Genomic DNA, 24,075 nt, shown 5'->3' with positions numbered 1-24,075 from the left:
TGTAAACAAGGAGGGACACCATGTATCTGACTCCTCAGCACGTGCTGCTCGCAGGCGCCACCGGCCTGACTGGCGAACACCTGCTCGACCGTCTGCTCAGTGAGCCGACGATCACGCGTGTGCTGGCGCCGACCCGCAAGCCGCTGGCCGAGCATCCGCATCTGGACAATCCGGTGGGCGACGTATCCACGTTGCTCGAGCACCTCGATGGCTCGATCGATATCGCCTTTTGCTGCCTGGGCACCACCATCAAGCAGGCTGGCTCGGAACCCGCGTTTCGCGCCGTCGACCTCGACCTGGTGGTGGCCTTCGCCCAGCGCGCGCGGGCCTTGGGCGCGCGGCACTTGCTGGTGATCAGTGCCATCGGCGCAGACCCGCAGTCCTCGGTGTTCTACAACCGCGTCAAAGGCGAAATGGAGCAGGCACTACGGCAGCAGGACTGGCCGCAACTGACCATCGCCCGCCCCTCCCTGCTGATTGGCGAACGCGCCCAAGCGCGGCTCGCCGAGCGTCTGGCTGCGCCGCTGTCGCGGTTGATTCCCGGCAAGTACAAAGGCATCGAAGCGCTGACCCTGGCCCGCGCCCTGTGGCGCCTGGCGCTGGAAGAAGAAGATGGCGTGCGGGTAGTGGAGTCGGACGATCTGCGGCGGTTGGGCAAGTGAGGTTCGCTGCCTGTAGGAGCGGACGGTCCGCTCCTACAACCCTCCGCTCACCTGACTATACGCACCTGCCGCCATCGGCAACGACAACGGCAGCAGCAGGGTGTCGAGCAGCGCGCTGCCGGGCAGGTCGAGCGCCGGCCAGCGAGGGCCGGCGGTGCCGAAGCGCTCTTGCGCGCAGCAACCGCCTTGCAGCGTATAGAGATTCAAGCGGGTGCCGGCGTACACCACCGGCGCGCCGGGCTTGTTGGCGTCCAGGGTGCTGACCGTGGCGCAACCGCCCAGCAACGCCAGCCCGCCGATCACCAGAGCGGCTTTCACTCTTCCCCGCCGATGTGATGCTCGCCCCAGCGCGGCAGCATGTCCTGGGGGATATCCAGCAGATTGAGAATCCGCGCCACGACGAAATCGACCAGGTCGTCGATGGTCTGCGGCTGGTGATAGAAGCCCGGCGCCGCCGGCAGAATAACCGCGCCCATCTGCGACAGCTTGAGCATGTTCTCCAGGTGGATGGTCGAGAACGGCGCCTCGCGCGGCACCAGGATCAGCTGCCGACGCTCCTTCAAGGTCACATCGGCGGCGCGCTCGATCAGGTTGTTGCAGGCGCCGGTGGCGATGGCCGAAAGGGTGCCGGTCGAACACGGCACCACGACCATCGCCGCCGGCGCACCGGAGCCGGAGGCCACCGGCGACATCCAGTCTTCCTTGCCATACACACGAATCTGCCCGGCCGCCGCGCCGGTGTATTCGGTGAGAAACATCTGCGCAGCCTGCGGTTTGGCCGGCAACTGCACATCGGTTTCCGTGGCCATGACCAACTGCGCGGCCTTGGAAATCAGAAAGTGCACCTCGCGCTCTTCGCGCACCAGGCAGTCGAGCAAACGCAGGCCGTATTGCGCGCCGGAGGCCCCGGTCATCGCCAGGGTGATGCGCTCAGGGCCGCTCACTGCAGCGCCTCGGCCAGCTTGCCATGCAGGCCGCCGAAGCCGCCGTTGCTCATGATCACCACGTGGGTGCCGGGCCGCGCCTGGCCCTTGACCCGCTCGATGATCGCTTCGAGGCTGTCGGCCACCACCGACGGCACGCTGCACTGTTCGGCGGTGGCGGCCAGGTCCCAGCCGAGGTTGGCCGGGGCGTACCAGATCACCTGATCGGCGTCGTTGACGCTTTCCGGCAAGCCATCGCGGTGGGCGCCGAGCTTCATCGAGTTGGAACGCGGTTCGATGATGGCGATCACCGACGCTTCACCGACGCGCTTGCGCAGGCCGTCGAGGGTGGTGGCAATGGCGGTGGGATGGTGGGCGAAGTCGTCGTAGATGGTCACACCGTGTACCTCGGCGACGGTTTCCATACGCCGCTTGACGCTCTTGAAGGCACTCAGGCCCTCGATACCCATGGCTGGCACCACGCCGACATGGCGCGCCGCGGCCAGGGTGGCCAAGGCGTTGGCGACGTTGTGCTGGCCGGTCAATGGCCACTGCACCACGCCCTGCACTTCGCCGTCGAACAACACCTCGAAGCGCGAGCCGTCGGCGCTGAGCAGGCGCGCCTGCCATTGTCCGCCGTCGCCGGTGGTCTGCACCGGGGTCCAGCAGCCCATGTCGATGACCCGCGCCAGCGCAGGTTCGCTGGTGGGGTGAATCACCAGGCCTTCGCTGGGAATGGTACGCACCAGGTGGTGGAACTGCCGCTCGATGGCCGGCAGGTCGGGGAAGATGTCGGCGTGGTCGAATTCCAGGTTGTTGAGAATCGCCGTGCGCGGGTGGTAGTGAACGAACTTCGAGCGCTTGTCGAAGAACGCGCTGTCGTATTCGTCGGCCTCGACCACGAAGAACGGCGTGTCGCCCAGACGCGCCGACACCGCGAAGTTCTGCGGCACACCGCCGATGAGGAAGCCCGGGCTCATGCCGGCATGCTCCAGCACCCAGGCCAGCATGCTGCTGGTGGTGGTCTTGCCGTGGGTGCCGGCGACGGCCAGTACCCAGCGGCCTTGCAGCACGTGATCGGCCAGCCACTGCGGCCCCGACACGTAAGGCAGGCCCTTGTTGAGCACGTACTCCACGGCCGGGTTGCCACGCGACATGGCGTTGCCGATGACCACCAGATCAGGCGCCGGCTGCATCTGCGCAGGGTCGTAGCCCTGGGTCAGTTCGATGCCCTGAGCCTCGAGCTGGGTGCTCATGGGCGGGTAGACATTGGCGTCGGAGCCGGTGACATGGTGGCCAAGCGCCTTGGCCAGCACGGCCAGCGAGCCCATGAAAGTGCCGCAAATACCAAGAATATGAATGTGCATGATCGACCTCGCAAAACGTCGAGGCAGGGTAGCCCAGCGCCAGGTAAAGCGCACCCGCTGATTCGCTCAGTGACGGCGGGCGATGCCGTGTTTGCGCAGCTTGCGGTACAGCGTGTTGCGGCTGATCTGCAGCTGCGCTGCGACCTCGGTCATGTGCCAGCGATGCTGCTCGAGCGCTACCAGCAGTGCGCTGCGCTCGGCGTCGTCGAGGCCGCAGGCGGGGCTGGCGGCAGGCGCCGCACTACGCATGATCAGCGCCGGCAGCTCGGCCAGGCCGATGCTCGGGCCATCGGCAAGCGCAAGCAGCGTGCGCAGCACGGTGCGCATCTGCCGTACGTTGCCTGGCCAGGGGAAGGCCAGCAGCGCCGCGCGTGCCGCTGGGTCGAGAGCGACCACCTGCTCGCCTGCCTCTTGCTGCAACAACAGCTCGAGCAGTTGCGCCTTGTCGCTACGCTCGCGCACCGGCGGCAGGTTCACTTCCAGGCCGTTGAGGCGGTAATAGAGGTCTTCGCGGAAACTGCCCTGCTCGACCCGTTCGAGCAGGTCGCGGTGGGTGGCGCTGACGATACGCACATCGACCTGCTGCGGCTCACCGCCAATCGGCACCACCTGACGCTCTTCCAGCACCCGTAAAAGGCGGGTCTGCAACGCCAGCGGCATGTCGCCGATTTCATCGAGCATCAAGGTGCCACCGTCGGCCTGCAACAGCTTGCCGCGCATGCCCTCCTTGCGTGCCCCGGTGAAGCTTCCGCCGCGGTAGCCGAACAGCTCGCTTTCGATGAGGTTTTCCGGAATCGAGGCGCAGTTGATCGCCACGAATGGCTTGCCCTGGCGATCGCTGGCCTGATGCACGGCCTGGGCGAAGGCCTCTTTGCCACAGCCGGTTTCGCCGCGAAGCAGCAAGGGCACATCCCGGTCGAAGACTCGCACGGCGCGGCGCAGATCCTCTTTCAGGGCAGGGTCGAGCAAGCACCAGCGTGGGGGTTGTACAGGCTGTGGCGCGGGCGCAGCGGGCACGGCAAACAGTGTCTTACGCGGCTGCCCGCGCAGGCTGGCGAACATCTGCCGACCGCTCAGGGTGCGTAGCGGCCAGGCCGCGCCGCCGTCACCGGTAGCGCGGGCGAACAGCTCGTCCGGGTGGCAGGCGAACACCTGCTGCACGGGCTGGCCGAGCAGCCCGGCGCGGGTGCCACCCAGCAAGTTCATGGCGCTCTGATTGAGCGCGCAGATACGCCCGTCGCCATCCAGCGCCAGCAGCCCTTCGCTGAACAGTCCGACCGACTCGGCCTGCACATGCAGGCGCAACAGCCACAGATGCTCGAACTGGCGCAGGAAATAACTGCTCTCGATCAGCTTGGCCGACAGGTTGACCAGCGCCATGGTGTGGAACTGGCTCTGCCGCGACACATCGCGCCGCGCAGAAGACACATCGAGCACTGCCAGCAGTTCGCCGTAAGGATCGAACACCGGGCTGGCCGAGCAGGTCAGCCCGGTGTGGCGGCCACGAAAATGTTCATCACGATGAATGATCAGTGCCTGACGCTCGACCACGCAGGTGCCGATGCCGTTGGTGCCTTCGCGAGCCTCGCTCCAGTCGGCACCCAGCCACAGCCCCGCGCCCTCGAACACGCGCTGTTCGCTCGGGGCGGTGATGCAGTTGAGGATGATTCCCTGGGCGTCGGTCAGTAGCACCGCATGGCCGGCGCCACTGAGTTGCTGGTGCAGGCTGTGCATCTCGCCGCCGGCAATCTCCAGCACCCGCCCCAGGCGCTCGCGGGTCTGCTGCAGGTGGCCCTGCTCGAGCACGGCCGGTGCCTGCGCCAGAGCCGGATCGAGATGGTAATCCTCCAGGCAGCGCAACCACGAACGGGCAATCGATGAATCACTGCCGGGCTCGCCAGGCTGGCTGCGGGCGACCGTGAACACTTGCTGGGCATGACGGCTGAACGGGCTGCTCTGCATGATCGCGGGCTTCTGTGCAGAAAGAGTTCCCTGAGCATCCTCCAGGCGATTGTGCTTTGCAATGGTGCACGGGCTTTGCGGTGCTCAAACGTCACGCCGATGGCACAAAGTGTCACTCAGGCTGTGTCACACGCGGTACAGGCTGGCCGGGCAAATCCGCGCTGCGCCTGGCAACCCCTTGAATTCATTGGCCCTGCCCACGCTGGCCCAGGCTTTGCTCTACGCTTTGCACTCCTCAACAACCATAAATCAACCAGGAGACACACCATGCGTTACGCACATCCCGGTACCGACGGCGCCAAAGTCTCGTTCAAGGATCGCTACGGTAACTACATCGGCGGTGAGTTCGTCCCTCCGGTGAAAGGTGAGTACTTCACCACCACGTCCCCTGTGAATGGCCAGCCCATCGCCCAATTCCCCCGTTCCACTGCCGAAGACGTCGACAAAGCCCTCGACGCTGCCCACGCTGCCGCCGACGCCTGGGGCCGCACCTCGGTGCAGGATCGCTCCAACGTCTTGCTGCGCATCGCCGACCGCATCGAGCAGAACCTCGAAGTGCTGGCCATCACCGAAACCTGGGACAACGGCAAGCCGATCCGCGAAACCCTCAACGCCGACATTCCGCTGGCCGTCGACCACTTCCGCTACTTCGCCGGCTGCATCCGCGCCCAGGAAGGCGGCGCTGCCGAAATCAACGAAACCACCGTCGCTTATCACATCCACGAGCCACTGGGCGTGGTCGGGCAGATCATCCCGTGGAACTTCCCGCTGCTGATGGCCGCCTGGAAACTCGCCCCGGCCCTGGCCGCCGGCAACTGCGTGGTGCTCAAGCCTGCCGAGCAGACGCCGCTGGGCATCACCGTGCTGATGGAGCTGATCGGCGACCTGCTGCCCAAGGGTGTGCTCAACGTCGTCCAGGGCTTTGGCCGCGAAGCTGGCGAAGCCCTGGCCACCAGCAAGCGCATCGCCAAGATCGCCTTCACCGGCTCTACCCCGGTCGGCTCGCACATCATGAAGTGCGCCGCCGAGAACATCATTCCCTCGACCGTAGAGCTGGGCGGCAAGTCACCCAACGTCTATTTCGAAGACATCATGCAGGCTGAGCCGACCTTCATCGACAAGGCCGCCGAAGGCATGGTGCTGGCGTTCTTCAACCAGGGCGAAGTGTGCACCTGCCCGTCCCGCGCGCTGGTCCAGGAGTCGATCTACCCGCAGTTCATGGAAGTGGTGATGAAGAAGGTGCTGCAGATCAAGCGCGGCGACCCGCTCGACACCGACACCATGGTCGGCGCCCAGGCGTCCGAGCAGCAGTTCGAGAAGATCCAGTCGTACCTGAAGATCGCCCAGGAGGAAGGCGCCGAGCTGCTCACTGGCGGCAACGTCGAGAAGCTCGAAGGCTCGCTGGCCACCGGTTACTACATCCAACCGACGCTGCTCAAGGGCAACAACAAGATGCGCGTGTTCCAGGAAGAAATCTTCGGCCCGGTAGTCAGCGTCACCACCTTCAAGGACGAAGCCGAAGCCTTGGCGATTGCCAACGACACCGAGTTCGGCCTCGGCGCCGGGGTCTGGACCCGCGACATCAACCGCGCCTACCGCGTTGGCCGTGGCATCAAGGCTGGCCGCGTGTGGACCAACTGCTACCACCTTTACCCCGCCCATGCCGCATTCGGCGGCTACAAGAAGTCCGGCGTCGGCCGTGAAACCCACAAGATGATGCTCGACCACTACCAGCAGACGAAAAACCTGCTGGTCAGCTACGACATCAATCCTTTGGGCTTCTTCTAAGCCCCCGCCGCTGGGGCGGCGGGGCAGCTGCAAGCTTTGAGCTTCAAGCTGCAAGAAAGGGCGATCGGCGTAAGGTGCGCTCTTTTCTTGCCGCTTGTAGCTCACCGCTTGCCGCTCGCCAGACCGCCGCTCTGGCGCGCTTCCTGCAACACAAAAATCACCAGGGGCCGGGCTCATCCGGCCAACAAAAAGAACAGGTGAATACATGCCAAGCGAACACACCGGCCCTGCGCCGACCACCTCGTCGGTCGACTTCGAAAAAGTCGGCTCGGACTACTTTCAACAACGTCAGCTCAAACAAGGCGCCGCCGGCTGGGTATTGCTGGTCGGCCTGGGCGTGGCCTATGTGATTTCCGGCGACTACGCCGGCTGGAACTTCGGCCTGGCCCAGGGCGGCTGGGGCGGTATGTTCTTCGCCACCCTGCTGATGGCGACCATGTACCTGTGCATGTGCTTCTCGCTCGCCGAGCTGTCGTCGATGATCCCCACCGCGGGCGGTGGCTACGGCTTTGCCCGCAGCGCCTTCGGGCCGTGGGGCGGATTCCTCACCGGCACGGCGATTCTCATCGAATACTCCATCGCCCCGGCGGCCATCGCCGTGTTCATCGGCGCCTATTGCCAATCGCTGTTCGGCATCGGCGGGTGGATGATCTACCTGGCCTTCTACATCATCTTCATCGGCATCCACATTTTCGGCGTGGGTGAAGCCTTGAAGCTGATGTTCGGCATCACTGCGGTCGCCGCCATTGCACTGGTGGTGTTCCTGGTGAGCATGGTGCCCCATTTTGATGCAGCCAACCTGTTCGACATCGCCAAGACCGACGCCGCCGGCGCCAGCAGTTTCCTGCCCTTCGGGTATGTCGGAGTGTGGGCAGCGATTCCTTATGCCATCTGGTTCTTCCTCGCTGTTGAAGGCGTGCCCCTGGCTGCCGAGGAAACCAAGAACCCCAAGCGCGACCTGCCGCGCGGTCTGATCGGCGCCATGCTGGTGCTGCTGACCTTCGCCTTGCTGATTCTGGTGATCGGCCCAGGCGCTGCCGGTTCGGAAGCGCTCAAGGCCTCGGGCAACCCGCTGGTCGAGGCACTGGCCAAGGCTTATGGCGGCTCGACCTGGATGGGCAGCTTCGTCAACCTGGTGGGTCTGGCCGGGCTGATCGCCAGCTTCTTCTCGATCATCTACGCCTACTCGCGGCAGATTTTCGCCCTGTCACGCGCCGGCTACCTGCCGCGCAAGCTGTCACAGACCAACAAAAGCAAGGCGCCGGTACTGGCCCTGGTGATCCCCGGGCTGATCGGCTTCGCCCTCTCGCTGACCGGCCAGGGCGACCTGCTGATTCTGGTGGCGGTTTTCGGCGCGACGTTGTCCTACGTACTGATGATGGCTGCGCACATCACCCTGCGTATCCGCCGGCCGAAAATGGAGCGCCCGTATCGCACCCCTGGTGGCATCTTCACCTCGGGCCTGGCCCTGGTGCTGGCGTGCGTGGCGGTGGTCGCCGGGTTCCTGGTCGATCCACGGGTGGTGATCGGCGCGGCGGTGATCTACGGCGTGCTGATCGCCTACTTCGCCTTCTATAGCCGTCACCATCTGGTCGCCGGTACGCCGGAGGAAGAATTCGCCGCGATCCAACAGGCCGAGGAGGCCTTGCACTGATCGCCACGCTGCGCCCCGGGCCAGGCCTGGGGCGCTCTGGAGAATTTGTATGGCACGTTTCGTACACACGGCAGGCAACCTGCTGTACCGCTTCGACAGCCTCAGGGAAGTCATGGCCAAGGCAAGCCCTGCCCGTTCCGGTGACTTTCTCGCAGGCGTTGCCGCCAGCAGCGATGCCGAGCGGGTGGCGGCACAAATGGCCCTGGCCGACATTCCCTTGCGCCAGTTTCTCGACGAGGCACTGATTCCCTACGAAGACGACGAAGTCACCCGGCTGATCATCGACAGCCACGACCCTGAAGCCTTCGCCGCGGTCAGCCACCTGACCGTTGGCGGGCTGCGCGACTGGCTGCTCAGCGAAGCGGCCGACGAACACAGCCTGCGCGCCCTGGCGCCTGGGCTGACGCCGGAAATGGCTGCGGCGGTGTCGAAGATCATGCGCGTGCAAGACCTGGTGCTGGTGGCGCAGAAGATCCGCGTAGTCACCGCGTTCCGCGGCACCATGGGTTTGCGCGGGCGGCTATCGACCCGGCTGCAACCCAACCACCCCACTGATGAGCCGGCCGGTATCGCCGCGAGCATTCTCGACGGCCTGCTGTACGGCAATGGCGATGCCATGATCGGCATCAACCCGGCCACCGACAGCACGGCCTCGATCTGCGCCTTGCTGGAAATGCTCGACGCGGTGATCCAGCGCTATGAAATCCCCACCCAATCGTGCGTGCTAACCCACGTCACCACCTCCATCGAAGCGATCAACCGCGGCGTACCGCTGGACCTGGTGTTCCAGTCCATCGCCGGCACCGAGGCGGCCAATGCCAGCTTCGGGGTCAACCTCAATGTTCTGCAGGAGGGTTACGAGGCGGGGCTGTCGCTCAAGCGCGGCACGGTGGGGCAGAACCTCATGTACTTCGAGACCGGCCAGGGCAGCGCGCTGTCGGCCAACGCCCACCATGGCGTCGACCAGCAGACCTGCGAGACCCGCGCCTACGCCGTGGCGCGGCACTTCAAGCCGTTTCTGGTCAACACCGTGGTCGGCTTCATCGGCCCGGAATACCTGTACAACGGCAAGCAGATCATCCGCGCCGGTTTGGAAGATCACTTCTGCGGCAAGCTGCTCGGCGTGCCGATGGGCTGTGACATCTGCTACACCAACCATGCCGAAGCCGACCAGGACGACATGGACACCCTGCTCACCCTGCTGGGCGTGGCCGGCATCAACTTCATCATGGGCATTCCTGGCTCCGACGACATCATGCTCAATTACCAGACCACCTCGTTCCACGACGCGCTGTATGCGCGGCAGACCCTTGGTCTGCGGCCAGGGCCGGAGTTCGAAGCCTGGCTGGCACGCACCGGCATCTTCACCCAGGCCGATGGCCGGGTGCATTTCAGCAATGACCTGCCCCCGGCATTCCGCCAGGCGCTGGCCCAACTGGCCTGAGAGGTTAGCATGGACCGTTCGACACCCGCTGCCGACAACCCCTGGCTGGCCCTGCGCACCCTGACTCCGGCGCGCATCGCCCTGGGCCGTACCGGCACCAGCCTGCCAACCCAGGCGCAGCTCGATTTCCAGTTCGCCCACGCCCAGGCGCGCGATGCCGTGCACCTGCCCTTCGACCACGCCGGCCTGCGCCAGCAACTGAGCGACGCCGGGCACGACAGCCTGTTGCTGCACAGTGCCGCCAGCGACCGTCACGAATACCTGCAACGCCCCGACCGTGGCCGGCGCCTGGCTGAAGCGTCGGCCGAACACTTGCGCAGTCACGCCAGCGCCAACCCGGGCGGCGTGGACCTGGCCATCGTCATCGCCGACGGCCTGTCGGCGCTGGCCGTGCATCGGCACAGCCTGGCGTTGATCAAGCGCTTCGACGAACAGGCCCAGGCCGATGGCTGGAGCCGTGCACCGGTGGTGCTGGTCGAGCAAGGGCGGGTGGCCGTGGCCGATGAGATCGGCGAGCTGCTGGGCGCACGCATGACGGTGATGCTCATCGGTGAACGTCCGGGCCTGAGCTCGCCTGACAGCCTGGGGGTGTACTTCACCTACGCGCCACGGGTCGGGCTCAATGATGCCGCGCGCAACTGCATCTCCAACGTGCGCCTGGAAGGCCTGAGCTATGGCATGGCGGCGCACCGGCTGCTGTACCTGATGCGTGAGGCCTGCCGCCGGCAGCTGTCGGGGGTGAAGCTGAAGGATGAGGCGGAGATTCAACGCATCGACGGCGATGATTCCACTGCGAAAGTGGGTAATTTCCTCTTGGGCGAGGAGTAGCGGCAACACTGCACCCATCCTCTTTTCGTCGATCCGGAGCGTTCGCCCGAACGCTTGCGGTCGACGAATCACCTCGGCGAAGCCTGCAAAACTCGTAACCCCCCGCTACAAACTCCCCGGGCACATTCTCAAGTTAGCCGTATAATGCCCGCACTATCGTGTATGAAATTTTACCCACACCCTGGCCCGCCCAGTGCCATGGCGCAGTCCATCATCGCTCGCCCGTCGCTGCGGGACCCGAACACAGGTGTTGTACATGGAATTCAACCCGCTCGACCTCATCCTGCATCTCGACTACTACCTCGATGTCCTGGTGGCCAACTACGGCACCTGGATCTACGCCATCTTGTTTGCGGTGATCTTCTGTGAAACCGGGCTGGTGGTAATGCCGTTCCTGCCGGGTGACTCGCTGTTGTTCATCGCCGGCGCGGTGGCTGCTGGTGGTGGCATGGACCCGGTACTGCTGGGCGGGCTGCTGATCATCGCAGCCATCCTGGGCGACAGCACCAACTACGTCATCGGCCGAACGGCTGGGGAACGGCTGTTCCGCAACCCGACGTCGAAAATCTTCCGCCGCGACTACCTGCAGAAGACCAACGATTTCTACGCCCGCCACGGCGGCAAGACCGTGACCCTGGCGCGCTTCCTGCCAATTCTGCGTACCTTCGCCCCATTCGTGGCCGGCATCGCGCGCATGCACTACCCACGCTTCCTTGGCTTCAGCGTCGCAGGCTCATTGCTGTGGGTCGGCAGCCTGGTGACCTTGGGTTACTTCTTCGGCAACGTACCGTTCATCAAGCAGCACCTGTCGCTGATGGTCGTGGCGATCATCCTGCTGTCGCTGGTGCCGATGATCCTCGGCCTGCTGCGCGGTCGCTTCGGCCGCGCCGCCAAGGCCCACTGATTCACCCCAATGTGGTCGTTCAGCGCCTGGCGCCGTCGGCGCACCCTCGCCCGCTACCCGATCAGCGAGTCGCTGTGGCAGCAGGTGCGCCAGCGCCTGCCGATGCTCGACGGTATCGAGGCCAGGGAAGACCGCTGGCTGCGTGAAGCCAGCGTGCTGTTCCTGCACGCCAAGCACCTGACTCTGCTGCCCGGCGTCGAACTGGACGATGAACAGCGGCTGTTCCTCGCCGTGCAAGCGCAGTTGCCGCTGCTGCATTTGGGCGAGCACGACTGGTACCCGGGCTTTCACGAGCTGATTCTTTACCCCGACGACTTCCAGAGCCCGCAGCGACACCGCGATGGCAGTGGTGTCGAACATGTGTGGAATGGCGAGCACAGCGGCGAAGCCTGGCAGCAGGGGCCGGTGATCATGGCCTGGCCCGGGGTGCTGGCCGGCGGTGGCTGGGAGGCCTACAACCTGGTCATCCATGAGCTGGCGCACAAGCTCGACATGCTCAATGGCGATGCCAACGGCCTGCCGCCGCTGCACAGCGACATGCACATCGGCGATTGGGCGGCGGCCATGCAGCAGGCCTATGACGACCTCAACCGTCAGCTCGACGCCAACCCCGAGGCCGACACCGCCATCGACCCCTATGCTGCGGAAAACCCCGCGGAATTCTTCGCCGTGACCAGCGAGTATTTCTTCAGTGCCCCCGACCTGCTGGCGCAGGCGTACCCCGAGGTCTACCGGCAGTTGGCGCTGTTCTATCGGCAGAACCCGCTGACGCGTCTTCAGCAGCTGCAAGCCGAGCATTCCGAGTATCAGCACGATCAGCCGTGAGGCCGCAGCGCATCAGGGCGGGCGTGGCATGGCTGGGCAGAATATGCCTATAATCGCCGCCACTTTTTCGGTCAAACACGGGGGCACTGCCCAATGAGCTACAGCAAGATTCCGGCGGGCAAAGACCTGCCGAACGACATCTACGTCGCCATCGAAATCCCGGCCAACCACGCGCCGATCAAATACGAGATCGACAAGGACAGCGACACCCTGTTCGTCGACCGTTTCATGGCCACCCCGATGTTCTACCCGGCCAACTACGGCTTCATCCCCAACACCCTGGCCGACGACGGTGATCCCCTCGACGTGCTGGTCGTGACCCCGTACCCAGTGGCGCCAGGCTCGGTCATCCGCGCGCGTCCGGTCGGCATCCTGAACATGACCGACGACGGCGGCGGCGACGCCAAGGTCATCGCCGTTCCCCACGACAAGCTCTCGCAGCTGTATGTCGACGTGAAGGAATACACCGACCTGCCGGCCCTGCTGATCCAGCAGATCGAGCACTTCTTTGCCAACTACAAAGATCTCGAGAAGGGCAAGTGGGTCAAGATCGAAGGCTGGGACGGCGCTGACGCTGCCCGCGCTGCGATCACCAAGTCGGTCGCTGCCTACAAAGGCTGATCGCACTGCCTAAAAAACCCTGCCTCGGCAGGGTTTTTCGTATCCGCCGTATGGCGGCCGCTTATCAGGTGCGCCGAAACGTCCTACACCAAGGTCTGACAGACCCAGCCTTTTTCGCACAGCCTGTTCAACGTTCCGTTGATACGCCGCGCGCCCGCCCGTCGCTAGAATGCGCTGCATGAATAATTCCGGCGATCGCTTGAAAGCACTGCTGCAGGAGTGCGACCTGACCCCCTCGGACTTCGCCGCGCAGCGCGATGTCTCGCCGCAGCACATCAACAACTGGTTCAAACGCGGCGTGCCCGTCGCCCGCCTGGAAGAAATCGCCGACCTGTTCTGCGTGCACCGACGCTGGCTGAAAAGTGGCGAAGGGCCCAAGCACCCTGATCCGATCCTGCGCCCCCGCCCCGTCACCCCGACCCCGCCTCAACCAGCGTCGCTGCTGCTGACCAGCAATGGCGTACAGGTTCAATGCCCGCTGCAGCACTGGCAGCACGGCGAGTTCATGGTGGTGGAGGAATGCCGAGTAAGCGTCCCGCAGCAGGCCCTGGAAGCGCTGGGCATCTTCCCCCGCGACGTGTTGTGCCTGGCGATGCCGGCAGACAACATGGCGCCGGTGATTCCGCGCGACAGCATCCTTGCCATCGACCGTAGCTGTACCCAGGTGGTGGAAGGCGAAACCTATGCGTTGCTGCACGGCGACCAACTACGTATCCACTGCCTGAGCCTGGGCCACAAGGACGTGCTCAGCCTGCACAGCCACGACCGTCTGCACCACCCCAGCGAACGCTACTCCCCCTCCCAGCGCCAGGCGCAAGACCTGCGCATCCTCGGCTGGGTGTTCTGGTACACCCACCTGCGCCCGCAACACCCCCGCCACAGCGAAGGCAGTTAAGGCTGGGCAACCGCGCCCAAGGCTTGTATCCTAGCCGCCACGTTCACCCCAGCCCGTCTACGACGCAGCGCCTGGGGCCGGCAGTGGCGCACACCGCCGCTCGCCCATCCTTTCCATGGCCCTTGCGGTCATACCGTTCAAGGCGGTCGCGGCCCATCAAAAATGGGCCAAAACCGCCCTCGAGAAGCCGGCCACAAGCCGGCTTTTTAATGCCTGCGATTTTTAAACCTGGTGACGACACCGTTGTCGGCACTCGCACGATGGCGGGAGACGCTGGCGTATTCGAGTGCGAGCCATCGCACTTTCACAGGTAAAGCGGTCAGTCGCGTTTCGCCCGCCCTCCAATCTCCATCGCCAGGCCATGGAGGGCGTTGTAGCGATTTTCGCGACAGACCTCCCCCTCAGAGGACTGATTTGATCTGCAATCCGAACACCAGGGCATTGGCGATATCCCTGCCGGAGAACGCGCCTGGCTCGATGATGTATTGCACATCCGGGCGCAGGCTCAGCCATGGCGTTACCTGGTAGCCGTAGCTCAGTTCGATCAACCGCTCGGCATTGTCGATAGCGGGGAACCGCTCACCCTTGTCGAATGCCGCGTCTTCGAGAATGTCTCGGCTGCGCGGGTTGGGGACTGCACGGCCATAGCCCAGGGCCACGGTATCGCGCGGGCGGCTCTGGAATGGTTTGTACAGCACCACACCCGCGCCATACCACTGGGTGAACGGCGAAGCGGCCTTGCTCGATGCCGAGTATTGACCGAAGACGTACAGACTGCGGCCCGGCGATGACTCATCGTTCCACACGGCCTGGTCGGCCAACAGGTAGTGGCCGCTACGCCCGGACACGTCCTTGTCGCTACCGATGCGCTTCACGTCCGAGCTGTCGTAGTAATAGCCCAACTTGTACTCCCCTGACCGCTCGCCCTGAACCTTGTACACCAGCTCCAGCGGTACGACGGTACCGGTGGTGTACTTGGGCCCGAGGTGCCACGCACGACTGGAGTTGCCATTGCTTTCAGGATCGACGTTGAACGCGGCCACGCGTAGTTGCCAGGAGGAGGACAGGTCGTATTTAACGCGCACGCCCAGGCGTGCGTTGGGGTAGTTGGTCCAGCCGCTGCCGCCGGACATATTCAGCGGGTGGCCGCAGAAACCGGCATTCATGAAGTTGCACAGGATGCCGCTATCCAGGCCGCCCAGGTCGTTGCCCATGGCCATGTAGCCAAGCTTTACATTGAGCGCCGGGGTCAACAGGGTGCGCTCATAGCTCAGTTCGGTGAGGCGGGTGTAGAGGCCGCCGAAGTTTTCCTGAATGGGCAGGCGGTTGCCGACGAGGTCTTCGGAGGCGCTGTTGCCGCGGCGGTCGTTGATGGTCAGTTGCACATTGCCGCCGTTGTCCAGCGCAAAGATGTTCGACAGGTCGAACCGCGCGCCGAGCTTGAGGTTCTGCGAATAACGGGCCGAGCGGTGCAGGCCACCGTGGGCGTTATAGGCCGTTTCGCCGCTGTAGTCGCCGGTGAACTTGATGCCGTTGTCCTCGAGCTGGTGGCGCAGGCCGCCCCAGTCGCCGGTCATGGTGCTACGCGAAAATACGTCACTGGCGGCCAGCGCGGGGCGGCTGGCCAGGGTCAGGACTGCCAGAAAAAGAGAGCGAGAAGTGGGTGGCATGAGGGTGAGCGTCTGTCAGTGTTCAAAGGTCGTTTCGCCGTTGGAACAGTCCTGCAAGCCAATGGGCTTGCAGGAAAACTGCTCTCGACGGCTGGAGCGGTGCAGCACTTACTGCAGGGTGTAGGCGATCACGTAGTCGCCGCGATCCGTCGACTGACGCGCACCGCCGGCGGTGATCACGACATACTGCTTGCCGGTCTTGGGCGAGACGTAGGTCATTGGCCCTCCCTGGCTGCCTACGGGCAGGCGGGCCTTCCAGATTTCGTTACCGTTGCTGCTGTCGTAGGCGCGCAGGTAGAAGTCCTGGGTGCCGGCGATGAACACCAGGCCACCTTGGGTGGACAGGGTGCCGCCGAGGGTCGGCAGGCCGATCTTGATTGGCAGGTGCATGCGGATGCCCATCGGGCCTGTGTCTTCGACAGTGCCGACCGGAACCTGCCAGGCGATCTGGCGAGTCTTCATGTCGACGGCGGTCAGGGTGCCGAATGGCGGTGCCTGGCAAGGAATGCCGGCAACCGACAGGAAGCGGTTCTTGTTCACCGCATAAGGCGTGCCCTTGAGCGGGACGGCGCCCATGCCGGTGTTCAGCGCCTCGCCACCCGAGGCGGCGTCACCCTTGTTTTGCGACGGGATCATCTGGATCCACAGGCCCAGACGCATGTCGTTGACGAAGATGAAATCGTGTACCGGGTCGGTCGAGATGCTGCCCCAGTTCATGCCGCCCAGCGAGCCAGGGAAGCTCAGCGACAGATCGCTGCCTGGCGCGGTGTAGAGGCCGTCATAGCGCATCTTCTTGAAGTCGATGCGGCACAGCAGCTGGTCGTAAGGGGTTGCGCCCCACATGTCAGACTCGGTCAGGGTCTGCGCGCCGATCTGCGGCATGCCGACCGATTTCGGCTGGGTTGGGGAATACGGCTCGCCAGGAATGTTGCTCGGCTTGACCGGTACTTCGTCGACCTGGGTCAGCGGTTTGCCGGTGGCGCGGTCAAGCACGTAGATCTGCCCGGCCTTGGTGCCGATCACTACCGCAGGAACGGTCTTGCCATCCTCCCGGGTGAAATCGATCAGGCTCGGCTGCATCGGCAGGTCGAAGTCCCACAGATCGTTGTGCACGGTCTGGAAGACCCACTTCTGATTGCCCGTGGTGGCGTCCAGCGCCAGTACCGAAGCCCCATAGGTGTGGTCGAGCCTGGTGCGCTCGACACCGTAGATGTCGGTGGACGAAGAGCCCATCGGCAGGAATACGGTGTTCATGTCCGCATCGTAGGACATCGGCGCCCAGCTGTTCGGGGTACTGCGAACGTACGTGCTGCCGTCGGCTGGCGCCGCACGGTCTTGCGGGTTACCCGGGTCGAAGGCCCATTTCATGGCCCCCGTGATCACGTCGAAGCCTCGGATCACACCCCCTGGCATGTCGGTCTGGACGTTGTCGGCAACGCGGCCGCCAACGACCACGGTGGTACCGGCCATCAGCGGCGCGGAAGACAGCTGGTAGTAGGAATCCGGCACCTCGCCCAGGCCTGCCTTGAGGTCGACCTGGCCGTTGTTGCCGAAGTCCTGGCAGAACTCGCCGTTATCCGCATCGACAGCGATCAGGCGGCCATCGATGGTATTGGTCAGCAGGCGGCGCTGGCATTGGCTACCGGCCGCAACGCTACCGCCGGTCACTGGCGAGCTGTCTGGCTGGGTCGGCTGGACGATGGCGCTGGTGGCGTCGTAGTAGGCCATGCCACGGCAACGCTGCCAGACCTTGGACTGGGCGTTGATCTGGTTTTTCCACAGCTCTTTACCCGTGTCGGCATCGAGTGCGATCAGGTTGTTGTGCGGGGTGCAGATGAACACCTTGTTACCGATCTGCAGCGGGGTCAGTTGGTCTTCGGCACCGTTGCCGTCGCTGATGGCGACGTCACCGGTGTGATAAGTCCAGGCCACCTTGAGTTTGTCGACGTTGTCGCGGTTGATCTGGTCGAGCGCGGCGAAGCGGCTGCCACCTTCGGTGTTGCCGTAGTGGGCCCAATCCTTTTGCTCTTTGCCCGCCTCGACGGGCGTCATGCCCGGACCCTTGCCATTCGGTGCGACGCTCGGATGAGCGACGAACATGTTGCCAGCGGCGATCACCAGCGCCACGGCCAGCACGCCGGCAAGACCATAGGCGCTACGCCCGGCAACGCCACCACTGGCACGCACCAGCATGGGATAGACCAGGGCCACGACCAAACCGATGGCGCCGAACATGAACAGGCGAGAGAACAATGGCCAGAACACCAGGCCGGCGTCGATCACCGCCCAGAGGGCCGTGCCGAGCAAAAAGACGGCATACAGCCAGGCGCCGGCAGGTTTGCGCAAGGCTAGCAGGATGCCTGACAAGGTCATCAGAGCGCCGCCCACCAGGAAATACCAAGAGCCACCCAGGCTGACCAGGCGAGCGCCGCCGATGGCAAGGCCTGCTCCGAGCAGGCTGATTATCAACCCTAACCCGATCAGAACGATGGTCGAAGCTCTAAGTCGTGAGCCAGTGTTTGTCATGATTGAAGACCTCATGGGGATCATCTGAAAATGTGTTTTTCTAGCCGAAGAACGGTGCCGGCAAAAACCCGCAAGCGAACCGACTGCCAGCGAACGAGCACGGCCATGCCGCAGCCGAGGGCCAAATGATCGTCCAGACGTGGTCCAGATCGACGTAGGCGCTTTGGTCGATCTAAAGCCATGAACCCTCGAGCACTACCGGCAGCTCGCAAGGCCAGTGGTGATGGCAGAGACCGGGCTGCGAAACGAAACGACGATAGCGAACGGGTTTCGCGCAGGCTCTGGTACACGTCCATCGAACATGCACTTCTCCCCTGACACGGGTGGCACAGGCAGTGGTCCGTCAAGGCGGCAGGTCGCAGTAACATTAGCTTACACGTTGTGACAACCGCCTGTCGTGCCTAAGCCACCTGCCCGATACGGGTTCCCGGCCACTACTGGCGTATCCCTGCTCGAGATGATGACGCAGGTGATGGACAAGCACTATGAATGTCCATTGTTGCATCAGTAGTCCGGTGTTTAACTCAAACGCCACACCTACACCCTACGCTGGAGAAATATAACTCTTGCCGATTTTTTTCAATAACACAAATGTAGATCCCTCCGCAGACATACACCGTCCACCTCAAATTTTCAGAAAAGTCTTAACTGAAAAATCAATCCATCCTTCAATAACGCGCTTCACTTTTATCGGAATAGATGTATCAGCATTACAGCCCTAACATCCGCAAACCACGGTCAAGTAAGCACAAGGTGAAAGTTACACTTTATCGCTTTTCCCTCCCGCACGAGTTCTCTAGAGTTCCGACGCTCCGGCACAGTCAGGAACGCCTCGCTCGCCAAGGTCTTTCTGAAACGCCGATCCCGGCCCAGCCAAGCGTTCACTGGCTATCCATCTTCTTCAGAGAGTTCGTCAATGTATAAATCGGCGTTAATCGTCATGGCCGCCCTTGCCCTCACCGCCTGCGCAAGTCCGAACCCTTCCACACACAGTGCCGAACTGAAGCTCGCCGCCGTGCGCTGTATGTTGCTGACCGAAACACCGCCGGTGAAAGCCAGTACCGTCGACTATGTGATGACTCAGGCAGAGAGGGGCAACACGACGTGCATGAAGACACTGGGCAAGCTGTATCGACATGGCAAAGACTATGGTGTTTCGCAGAACTTCACCAAGGCGCGCAGGTTGTTCCGCGCCGTCAGCCACTATGATCCCTCCGCCTATGCGGAATTGGGCCAGATGGCAGAAAAAGGCCAGGGCCAGCCGGTCGATTACAGCAAGGCGCGCGAGCTTTATCATCTGGCAGGCGAGCCCGGCGCCGTGCAACTTGGGCAACTTGTGGAGGCAGGAAAAGGCGGCCCGAAAGATGTTGACGGGGCCTTGGCGCTTTATATGAGCGTCATGCGCCGCTTCGACGACGAGGCCTGGAACAACGTGGCTCGTTTGCGCAGCCTTGGGCAGCCGTTCAACGCGGTGCAGCGCGAGCGGTATCAGGACGTGTGGGTACGAGGGGTGCACGAGCGGTTAGGCTCGATCCTCAGAAGCCAAGAGGTAGTCGATGCCTTCAGGGCAAGTGGGCAAACCGACGAGGTCAGGACGGCCAGATTGTTTCTCACCTTCACCGCCGACAGCGGCAAACCGAGGGTCAGGCTGAGCGAGCGTACCGGGGATGCTCGCCTGGATGCGGCGCTCCTCAATGCCGCATCAACCTTCAGCATGGGCTCGTTCGCGCCCTTCACTGAAAAGTCAGGCGAGGTGGAAGTGATCGCACCGGTGATCTTCGCAACCCCATTCGAGCGGTAAAGGCGGCGATCGATGCCCGCATCGAGGTGCCTGCGCCGCTCGACCTGCGAGCCAGATACCACCACCGACCGCTTGTCATCCTGCTGGCTTTTCGCCAACAATGTAGAGAATCATTCTCACATAGCACGTTGCCATGTCTGCCCTCAACTCCTCTTCGTTGCATCAGCTCTACCAAGCCCACAACGGCTGGTTGAAACAATGGCTGCGCACGCGTCTGGGCAATGCCAGCGATGCGGCGGATCTGGCCCAGGACACGTTCGTGCGTGTGCTCACGGCGCGCAACGTGCAGTCGATTCGCGAGCCGCGCACCTACCTCAGCGCCATCGCCCGAGCGTTGATGATCGATCGCTTCCGCCGCCGCGCCATCGAGCAGGCCTACCTGGAAACCCTGGCCTTGCAGCCCGCTGCCGTGGCGATTTCTCCGGAAACTCGCCTGTTGATCATCGAAACGCTGGTGGCCGTAGATGCGCTGCTCGATGGCCTGGGCGAAAGGACCCGGGCGATTTTCCTTGCCGTGCAGCTCGAGGGCCTGAGCTACGTGGCCGCCGCCGAACGCTTCGCGGTCTCGGTGACTACTGTGAAGAAGCACATGGTCCGCGCCCTCACCCACTGCCTGCTGTTGGCCCAGGAAGGCGATGGTGCTTGAGCGCAAGGTACTGGAGACGGCAGCCCACTGGTACGTGCAACTGACAGCGCAGCCTGGGCATGCGCCGACCGAGGACGCCTGGCAGCGCTGGCTGGCGGCCGACACGCAGCACGCCCAGGCTTGGGCGCAGGTGGAAAAGCTGCAGCGTCAGTTTGCCCAGTTATCACCCGAACAGGCCCTGCCGACCCTGGCCGGTGCCAGGGCTCGGCGGCGTCAGGTGCTGAAAGTGCTTGGCGTGCTGCTCGCCGCTGGGGCTACGGGTACAGGCGCACTGCTGGTAGAACCGCTGCCTTCGCGCCTGGCGCAGTACCGCACCGGTAAAGGCGAGCGCCGGCATCTGCAACTGGCCGATGGCAGTCGGTTGCTGCTCGATACCGACACCCGCGCCGATGTGCATTTCAACGAGCAGCGCCGTGAAGTGCAGTTGCATCGAGGTCAACTGCTGCTCGAATCAGCCCCCGACCCCGCCAACAGGCCGCTGCTGGTACTGACCCCGCAAGGCAGTGTGCGCGCCCTGGGTACGCGCTTCAGCGTGTCCAGCCAAGGCGAGCACAGCCGTGTGCAAGTGTTCCAACACGCGGTGGAACTGCGCCCGTTGAACAACCCCGGCGCGCTGCTGCGGGTGAAGGCCGGGGAGCGCTCGGGCTTCGATCGGCAAGGCCACGACCCCATCGCCGCGCTGCCACCCGGCAGTGATGGCTGGACCCACGGCATGCTCATGACCCTCGACTGGCGCCTGCGTGAGGTGCTGACCGAACTGGCCCGCTACCGCCCTGGCTACCTCACCTGCACCGACGCCGCCGCCGGGCTGCGGGTGACTGGGGCGTTTCGTCTGGACGACAGCGATGCGGCGCTGGGCAACCTCGCCAGTGCCCTGCCGATTCACATTCAGTACCTGACCCGCTACTGGGTACGTATCGACCTGGCATGAAAAAACTGCGGGCAAGGGTTGCCGATTTTCATTCTCGTTCGGCCATGCACTGAAGCGGCGATCACTGCCGTACCTCTGCCACGTCGACGAAAGGAAATTCGCATGTCCCGCCCCACCCCGAAACTGCCCAGTGCGCTGGCGCGCGCCGTTCACCTGGCCTGGCTCGGCCTGCTGGTCGCGCCGATCACTGCGCTGCCAGGGCTGGTCCTGGCGCAGACCCAGGTCACCCATTTCGACATCGCCCCCGGCCCGCTGGGCAAGGCGCTGGCGGAATTCGCCAATCGCGCCGGGGTGACGCTGTCGTTCGCCAGTGAACAGACCGCTGGCCTCAGCTCGCCAGGCTTGCGCGGCGATTATGGGGTGGATGATGGCCTGGCCCAGCTGCTGCAAGGCAGCGGCTTGCAGGTGCGCCGGGAAACCAACGGCGGTTACCTGCTGATGCCCAGCACCGCCACCACCGACGGTGCGCTGGAATTGACCGCATTGAGCATTTCCGGCAAGGCGCCGGGCGCCACCACTGAGGGCACCGGGTCGTACACCACGGCATCGTCGAGCAGCTCGACGCGGCTGAACCTGTCGCTCAAGGAAACCCCGCAGTCGATCACCGTGCTGACCCGCCAGCGCCTGGACGATCAGAAGCTCGACACCCTCACCGACGCGCTCGACGCCGCGCCCGGCATCACCGTGATTCGCGAGAGCCTGGGCGCAGACAGCACGGTGTACATGTCGCGCGGCTTCTCGATCCGCAACTTCGAGATCGACGGCGTGCCGACCTCGGCCAACATGGACAACTACACGCAGAACACCGCGATGTACGACCGGGTCGAGATCGTGCGCGGCGCGACCGGCCTGATCAGCGGCATGGGCTACCCGTCGGCGACCATCAACCTGATCCGCAAGCGCCCGACCGATGCTCCGCAAGTGCTGCTCTCGGCCGAGGCCGGCAGTTGGGACCGCTATGGCCTGAGCGTTGACGTCGGCGGTGCCCTGAACGATGCGGGCACGGTGCGCGGCCGATTCGTTGCCGACCATAAAGACCAGCACGCCTGGATCGACCGCTTCAGCCAGGAGACCTCCACCCTGTATGGCATCACCGAAATGGACCTCAGCGACTCGACGCTGCTGACCTTCGGCCTCAGCCATCAGGTAACCCACAGCAACGCGCCGATGCGCACTGGCTTTCCGCTGTTCACCGTCGATGGCGAGCGCACCGACTTCAAGCGCTCGTTCAACACTTCGCCGGACTGGAGCTACTACGATCGCCAGCAGAGCACGCTGTTCACCTCGCTGGAGCACCAGTTCGCCAACGGCTGGAGCGGCAAGCTCGAGTACAGCCACGCGCGAAATGCCTACGACACGGTGATCGCCTACGTCGACGGCGAGATCGACCCGGTCACCGGCGAAGGCGCGACCATTTCGCCCAACCGCTGGCAAGCCACCCCGACCCAGGACAACCTCGATGCCTACCTCACCGGCACCCTCCCGTTGCTGGGCCGTGAGCACGAACTGATCGGCGGCGTCACCCTGTCACGCATCGAAGAGCGCGGCACCGCCAACTACGGCGGCTGGCAGAGCGCCCGCACCGGTTATGACGACACCATCGACGACATCTTCAACTGGCACGGCCAGTCGCCCAAGCCGGTATTCACCAAGTTCGGCACCACCGACATGACCGAAACCCAGTACGCCGCCTACCTGACCTCACGCTGGCGCCTGAGCGATGCGGCCAGCCTGATCCTCGGCACGCGGGTGGTGGACTGGCACCGCGAGAACCTCAACAAGCCTTACAGCGGCGACCGCCAGCGCACCGAGCGTACCGAAAGCGGCGTGGTGATCCCCTACGCCGGCCTGGTCTACGACCTGGATGACACCTGGACCGCGTATGCCAGCTACACGCAAATCTTCAACCCGCAGGGCAATCAGGTGCGCGACGTGAACGGCTCGCCCCTCGACCCGCTGGAGGGCACCGGCTACGAGCTGGGCCTGAAGGCCGACTTCTTCGACAGCCGCCTGAACGCCAGCCTGGCGCTGTTCCGGGTCGAGCAGGACAACCTCGCCGTGGCCGATGGCAGAAATCTTCAGCCCAGCGGCTTTCAGGCCTACCGCGCCGAGAGCGGCACCACTAGCGAAGGGGTGGAACTGGAGGTCAATGGCGAGTTGAGCGAAGGCTGGCAGGTGATGGCCGGCTATTCCTATAACGTCAGCTTCAATGACGACGACAAGCGCATCGTCACCGAGATTCCGCGCAACAGCGTCAAGTTGTTCACCACCTACCGCCTGCCCGGCGAGCTGGATAAATGGACCGTCGGCGGCGGCGTGAACTGGCAGAGCGCCGCAGGCTACGACCTGAGCTACGCCACCACGCAAAGCAGCTACGCCGTGACTAACCTGATGACCCGCTACCAGATCACTCCGGCATTGTCGGCTACCGTCAACCTCAACAACCTGTTCGACAAGCACTACCTGACCACCACCGCCGGCGGCCTGTACGGCGCGCCGCGCAATGTCATGACCACATTGCGTTATGCGTATTGACCCCGTTGCTTGAGTGCCCCGTTGCGTGCGTGAACCAGGCGGGGTTCAGAACGCGTAACGAGCGCCGACCATCATGCTGCGCAAAGGCCCGTA

At 63.9% G+C, this 24,075-nt stretch carries 19 protein-coding genes; 13 read left to right on the top strand and 6 right to left on the bottom strand.

The features are described 5' to 3' along the window. Positions 1-20 precede the first annotated feature (20 nt). A complete protein-coding gene (locus LK03_RS08120) occupies positions 21-662 on the top strand; it encodes an oxidoreductase (protein ID WP_038411843.1) in 642 nt (213 codons plus the stop codon). 33 nt (positions 663-695) lie between these two features. On the opposite strand, the gene LK03_RS08115 is transcribed toward LK03_RS08120, so the two are convergent. The 4 genes from LK03_RS08115 to LK03_RS08100 form a co-directional block, all read right to left on the bottom strand. Continuing rightward, a complete protein-coding gene (locus LK03_RS08115) occupies positions 696-980 on the bottom strand; it encodes a YceK/YidQ family lipoprotein (protein ID WP_038411842.1) in 285 nt (94 codons plus the stop codon). Beyond that, a complete protein-coding gene (ubiX, locus tag LK03_RS08110) occupies positions 977-1,606 on the bottom strand; it encodes a flavin prenyltransferase UbiX (protein ID WP_028695496.1) in 630 nt (209 codons plus the stop codon). Before ubiX ends, LK03_RS08115 begins: the two co-directional genes overlap by 4 nt. Then, positions 1,603-2,952, bottom strand: a complete 1,350-nt coding sequence (gene mpl, locus LK03_RS08105; RefSeq protein ID WP_038411841.1) for a UDP-N-acetylmuramate:L-alanyl-gamma-D-glutamyl-meso-diaminopimelate ligase — start codon at positions 2,950-2,952, stop codon at positions 1,603-1,605. Before mpl ends, ubiX begins: the two co-directional genes overlap by 4 nt. A gap of 66 nt (positions 2,953-3,018) precedes the next feature. Continuing rightward, positions 3,019-4,914: a sigma-54-dependent Fis family transcriptional regulator gene (locus tag LK03_RS08100; protein ID WP_038411840.1), complete on the bottom strand. Its 1,896-nt coding sequence runs from the start codon at positions 4,912-4,914 to the stop codon at positions 3,019-3,021. A 267-nt stretch (positions 4,915-5,181) separates the two neighbouring features. On the opposite strand from LK03_RS08100, the gene exaC reads away from it, so the two are divergent. From exaC to LK03_RS08060, 8 genes are all read left to right on the top strand, one after another. After that, a complete protein-coding gene (exaC, locus tag LK03_RS08095; protein WP_028695493.1) occupies positions 5,182-6,702 on the top strand; it encodes an acetaldehyde dehydrogenase ExaC in 1,521 nt (506 codons plus the stop codon). Positions 6,703-6,907: 205 nt separating this feature from the next. Continuing rightward, complete coding sequence (gene eat, locus LK03_RS08090) at positions 6,908-8,356, top strand: ethanolamine permease (protein WP_038411839.1); 1,449 nt, start codon at positions 6,908-6,910, stop codon at positions 8,354-8,356. A 49-nt stretch (positions 8,357-8,405) separates the two neighbouring features. Continuing rightward, positions 8,406-9,800 (top strand): ethanolamine ammonia-lyase subunit EutB, encoded by a 1,395-nt coding sequence (locus LK03_RS08085; protein ID WP_038411838.1) that lies wholly within the window; start codon positions 8,406-8,408, stop codon positions 9,798-9,800. Positions 9,801-9,809: 9 nt separating this feature from the next. Continuing rightward, positions 9,810-10,628 (top strand): ethanolamine ammonia-lyase subunit EutC, encoded by an 819-nt coding sequence (eutC, locus tag LK03_RS08080; RefSeq protein ID WP_038411837.1) that lies wholly within the window; start codon positions 9,810-9,812, stop codon positions 10,626-10,628. A gap of 256 nt (positions 10,629-10,884) precedes the next feature. Further along, a complete protein-coding gene (locus LK03_RS08075; RefSeq protein WP_038411836.1) occupies positions 10,885-11,532 on the top strand; it encodes a DedA family protein in 648 nt (215 codons plus the stop codon). 9 nt (positions 11,533-11,541) lie between these two features. Further along, on the top strand, positions 11,542-12,357 hold the full coding sequence (locus tag LK03_RS08070; protein WP_038411835.1) for a zinc-dependent peptidase: 816 nt from the start codon (positions 11,542-11,544) through the stop codon (positions 12,355-12,357). A 93-nt stretch (positions 12,358-12,450) separates the two neighbouring features. After that, a complete protein-coding gene (gene ppa / locus LK03_RS08065; RefSeq protein WP_016497835.1) occupies positions 12,451-12,978 on the top strand; it encodes an inorganic diphosphatase in 528 nt (175 codons plus the stop codon). Between the two features lie 178 nt (positions 12,979-13,156). Continuing rightward, positions 13,157-13,873: a LexA family transcriptional regulator gene (locus tag LK03_RS08060; protein WP_038411834.1), complete on the top strand. Its 717-nt coding sequence runs from the start codon at positions 13,157-13,159 to the stop codon at positions 13,871-13,873. A gap of 401 nt (positions 13,874-14,274) precedes the next feature. Here LK03_RS08060 and LK03_RS08055 read toward each other — a convergent pair whose 3' ends face one another. Beyond that, a complete protein-coding gene (locus LK03_RS08055; protein ID WP_038411833.1) occupies positions 14,275-15,543 on the bottom strand; it encodes a carbohydrate porin in 1,269 nt (422 codons plus the stop codon). Between the two features lie 108 nt (positions 15,544-15,651). Continuing rightward, positions 15,652-18,069, bottom strand: a complete 2,418-nt coding sequence (locus tag LK03_RS08050; protein WP_038411832.1) for a glucose/quinate/shikimate family membrane-bound PQQ-dependent dehydrogenase — start codon at positions 18,067-18,069, stop codon at positions 15,652-15,654. Between the two features lie 916 nt (positions 18,070-18,985). Between LK03_RS08050 and LK03_RS08045 the strand changes: the two genes are divergently transcribed. The 4 genes from LK03_RS08045 to LK03_RS08030 all read left to right on the top strand — a co-directional run bounded on the left by LK03_RS08045 (position 18,986) and on the right by LK03_RS08030 (position 23,982). Next, positions 18,986-19,870, top strand: coding sequence for a tetratricopeptide repeat protein (locus LK03_RS08045; protein ID WP_049870450.1), 885 nt, complete (start codon positions 18,986-18,988; stop codon positions 19,868-19,870). Positions 19,871-20,003: 133 nt separating this feature from the next. Continuing rightward, entirely contained in the window at positions 20,004-20,516 is a 513-nt protein-coding gene (locus tag LK03_RS08040) for a sigma-70 family RNA polymerase sigma factor (RefSeq protein WP_038411831.1), read from the top strand. Beyond that, on the top strand, positions 20,506-21,447 hold the full coding sequence (locus LK03_RS08035) for a FecR domain-containing protein (protein WP_038411830.1): 942 nt from the start codon (positions 20,506-20,508) through the stop codon (positions 21,445-21,447). Before LK03_RS08040 ends, LK03_RS08035 begins: the two co-directional genes overlap by 11 nt. A gap of 102 nt (positions 21,448-21,549) precedes the next feature. Further along, positions 21,550-23,982: a TonB-dependent siderophore receptor gene (locus tag LK03_RS08030; RefSeq protein ID WP_081951577.1), complete on the top strand. Its 2,433-nt coding sequence runs from the start codon at positions 21,550-21,552 to the stop codon at positions 23,980-23,982. Positions 23,983-24,075: the final 93 nt, after the last annotated feature.

The sequence above is a fragment of the Pseudomonas cremoricolorata genome, from assembly GCF_000759535.1.
GTDB lineage: Bacteria > Pseudomonadota > Gammaproteobacteria > Pseudomonadales > Pseudomonadaceae > Aquipseudomonas > Aquipseudomonas cremoricolorata_A.
Note: the sequence above shows the minus strand (reverse complement) of the source record. Positions and strands in the feature narration are given on the sequence as shown.

Excerpts from the sequence above, each read along its gene's own strand:
- LK03_RS08075 (WP_038411836.1), top strand. The coding sequence starts at position 10,885 with ATGGAATTCAACCCGCTCGACCTCATCCTGCATCTCGACTACTACCTC.
- LK03_RS08045 (WP_049870450.1), top strand. The coding sequence starts at position 18,986 with ATGTATAAATCGGCGTTAATCGTCATGGCCGCCCTTGCCCTCACCGCC.
- LK03_RS08050 (WP_038411832.1), bottom strand. The coding sequence starts at position 18,069 with ATGACAAACACTGGCTCACGACTTAGAGCTTCGACCATCGTTCTGATC.
- LK03_RS08120 (WP_038411843.1), top strand. The coding sequence starts at position 21 with ATGTATCTGACTCCTCAGCACGTGCTGCTCGCAGGCGCCACCGGCCTG.
- LK03_RS08100 (WP_038411840.1), bottom strand. The coding sequence starts at position 4,914 with ATGCAGAGCAGCCCGTTCAGCCGTCATGCCCAGCAAGTGTTCACGGTC.
- eat (WP_038411839.1), top strand. The coding sequence starts at position 6,908 with ATGCCAAGCGAACACACCGGCCCTGCGCCGACCACCTCGTCGGTCGAC.
- LK03_RS08040 (WP_038411831.1), top strand. The coding sequence starts at position 20,004 with ATGTCTGCCCTCAACTCCTCTTCGTTGCATCAGCTCTACCAAGCCCAC.
- LK03_RS08070 (WP_038411835.1), top strand. The coding sequence starts at position 11,542 with ATGTGGTCGTTCAGCGCCTGGCGCCGTCGGCGCACCCTCGCCCGCTAC.
- mpl (WP_038411841.1), bottom strand. The coding sequence starts at position 2,952 with ATGCACATTCATATTCTTGGTATTTGCGGCACTTTCATGGGCTCGCTG.
- LK03_RS08085 (WP_038411838.1), top strand. The coding sequence starts at position 8,406 with ATGGCACGTTTCGTACACACGGCAGGCAACCTGCTGTACCGCTTCGAC.
- exaC (WP_028695493.1), top strand. The coding sequence starts at position 5,182 with ATGCGTTACGCACATCCCGGTACCGACGGCGCCAAAGTCTCGTTCAAG.
- LK03_RS08060 (WP_038411834.1), top strand. The coding sequence starts at position 13,157 with ATGAATAATTCCGGCGATCGCTTGAAAGCACTGCTGCAGGAGTGCGAC.
- LK03_RS08035 (WP_038411830.1), top strand. The coding sequence starts at position 20,506 with ATGGTGCTTGAGCGCAAGGTACTGGAGACGGCAGCCCACTGGTACGTG.
- eutC (WP_038411837.1), top strand. The coding sequence starts at position 9,810 with ATGGACCGTTCGACACCCGCTGCCGACAACCCCTGGCTGGCCCTGCGC.
- ppa (WP_016497835.1), top strand. The coding sequence starts at position 12,451 with ATGAGCTACAGCAAGATTCCGGCGGGCAAAGACCTGCCGAACGACATC.
- LK03_RS08055 (WP_038411833.1), bottom strand. The coding sequence starts at position 15,543 with ATGCCACCCACTTCTCGCTCTCTTTTTCTGGCAGTCCTGACCCTGGCC.
- LK03_RS08030 (WP_081951577.1), top strand. The coding sequence starts at position 21,550 with ATGTCCCGCCCCACCCCGAAACTGCCCAGTGCGCTGGCGCGCGCCGTT.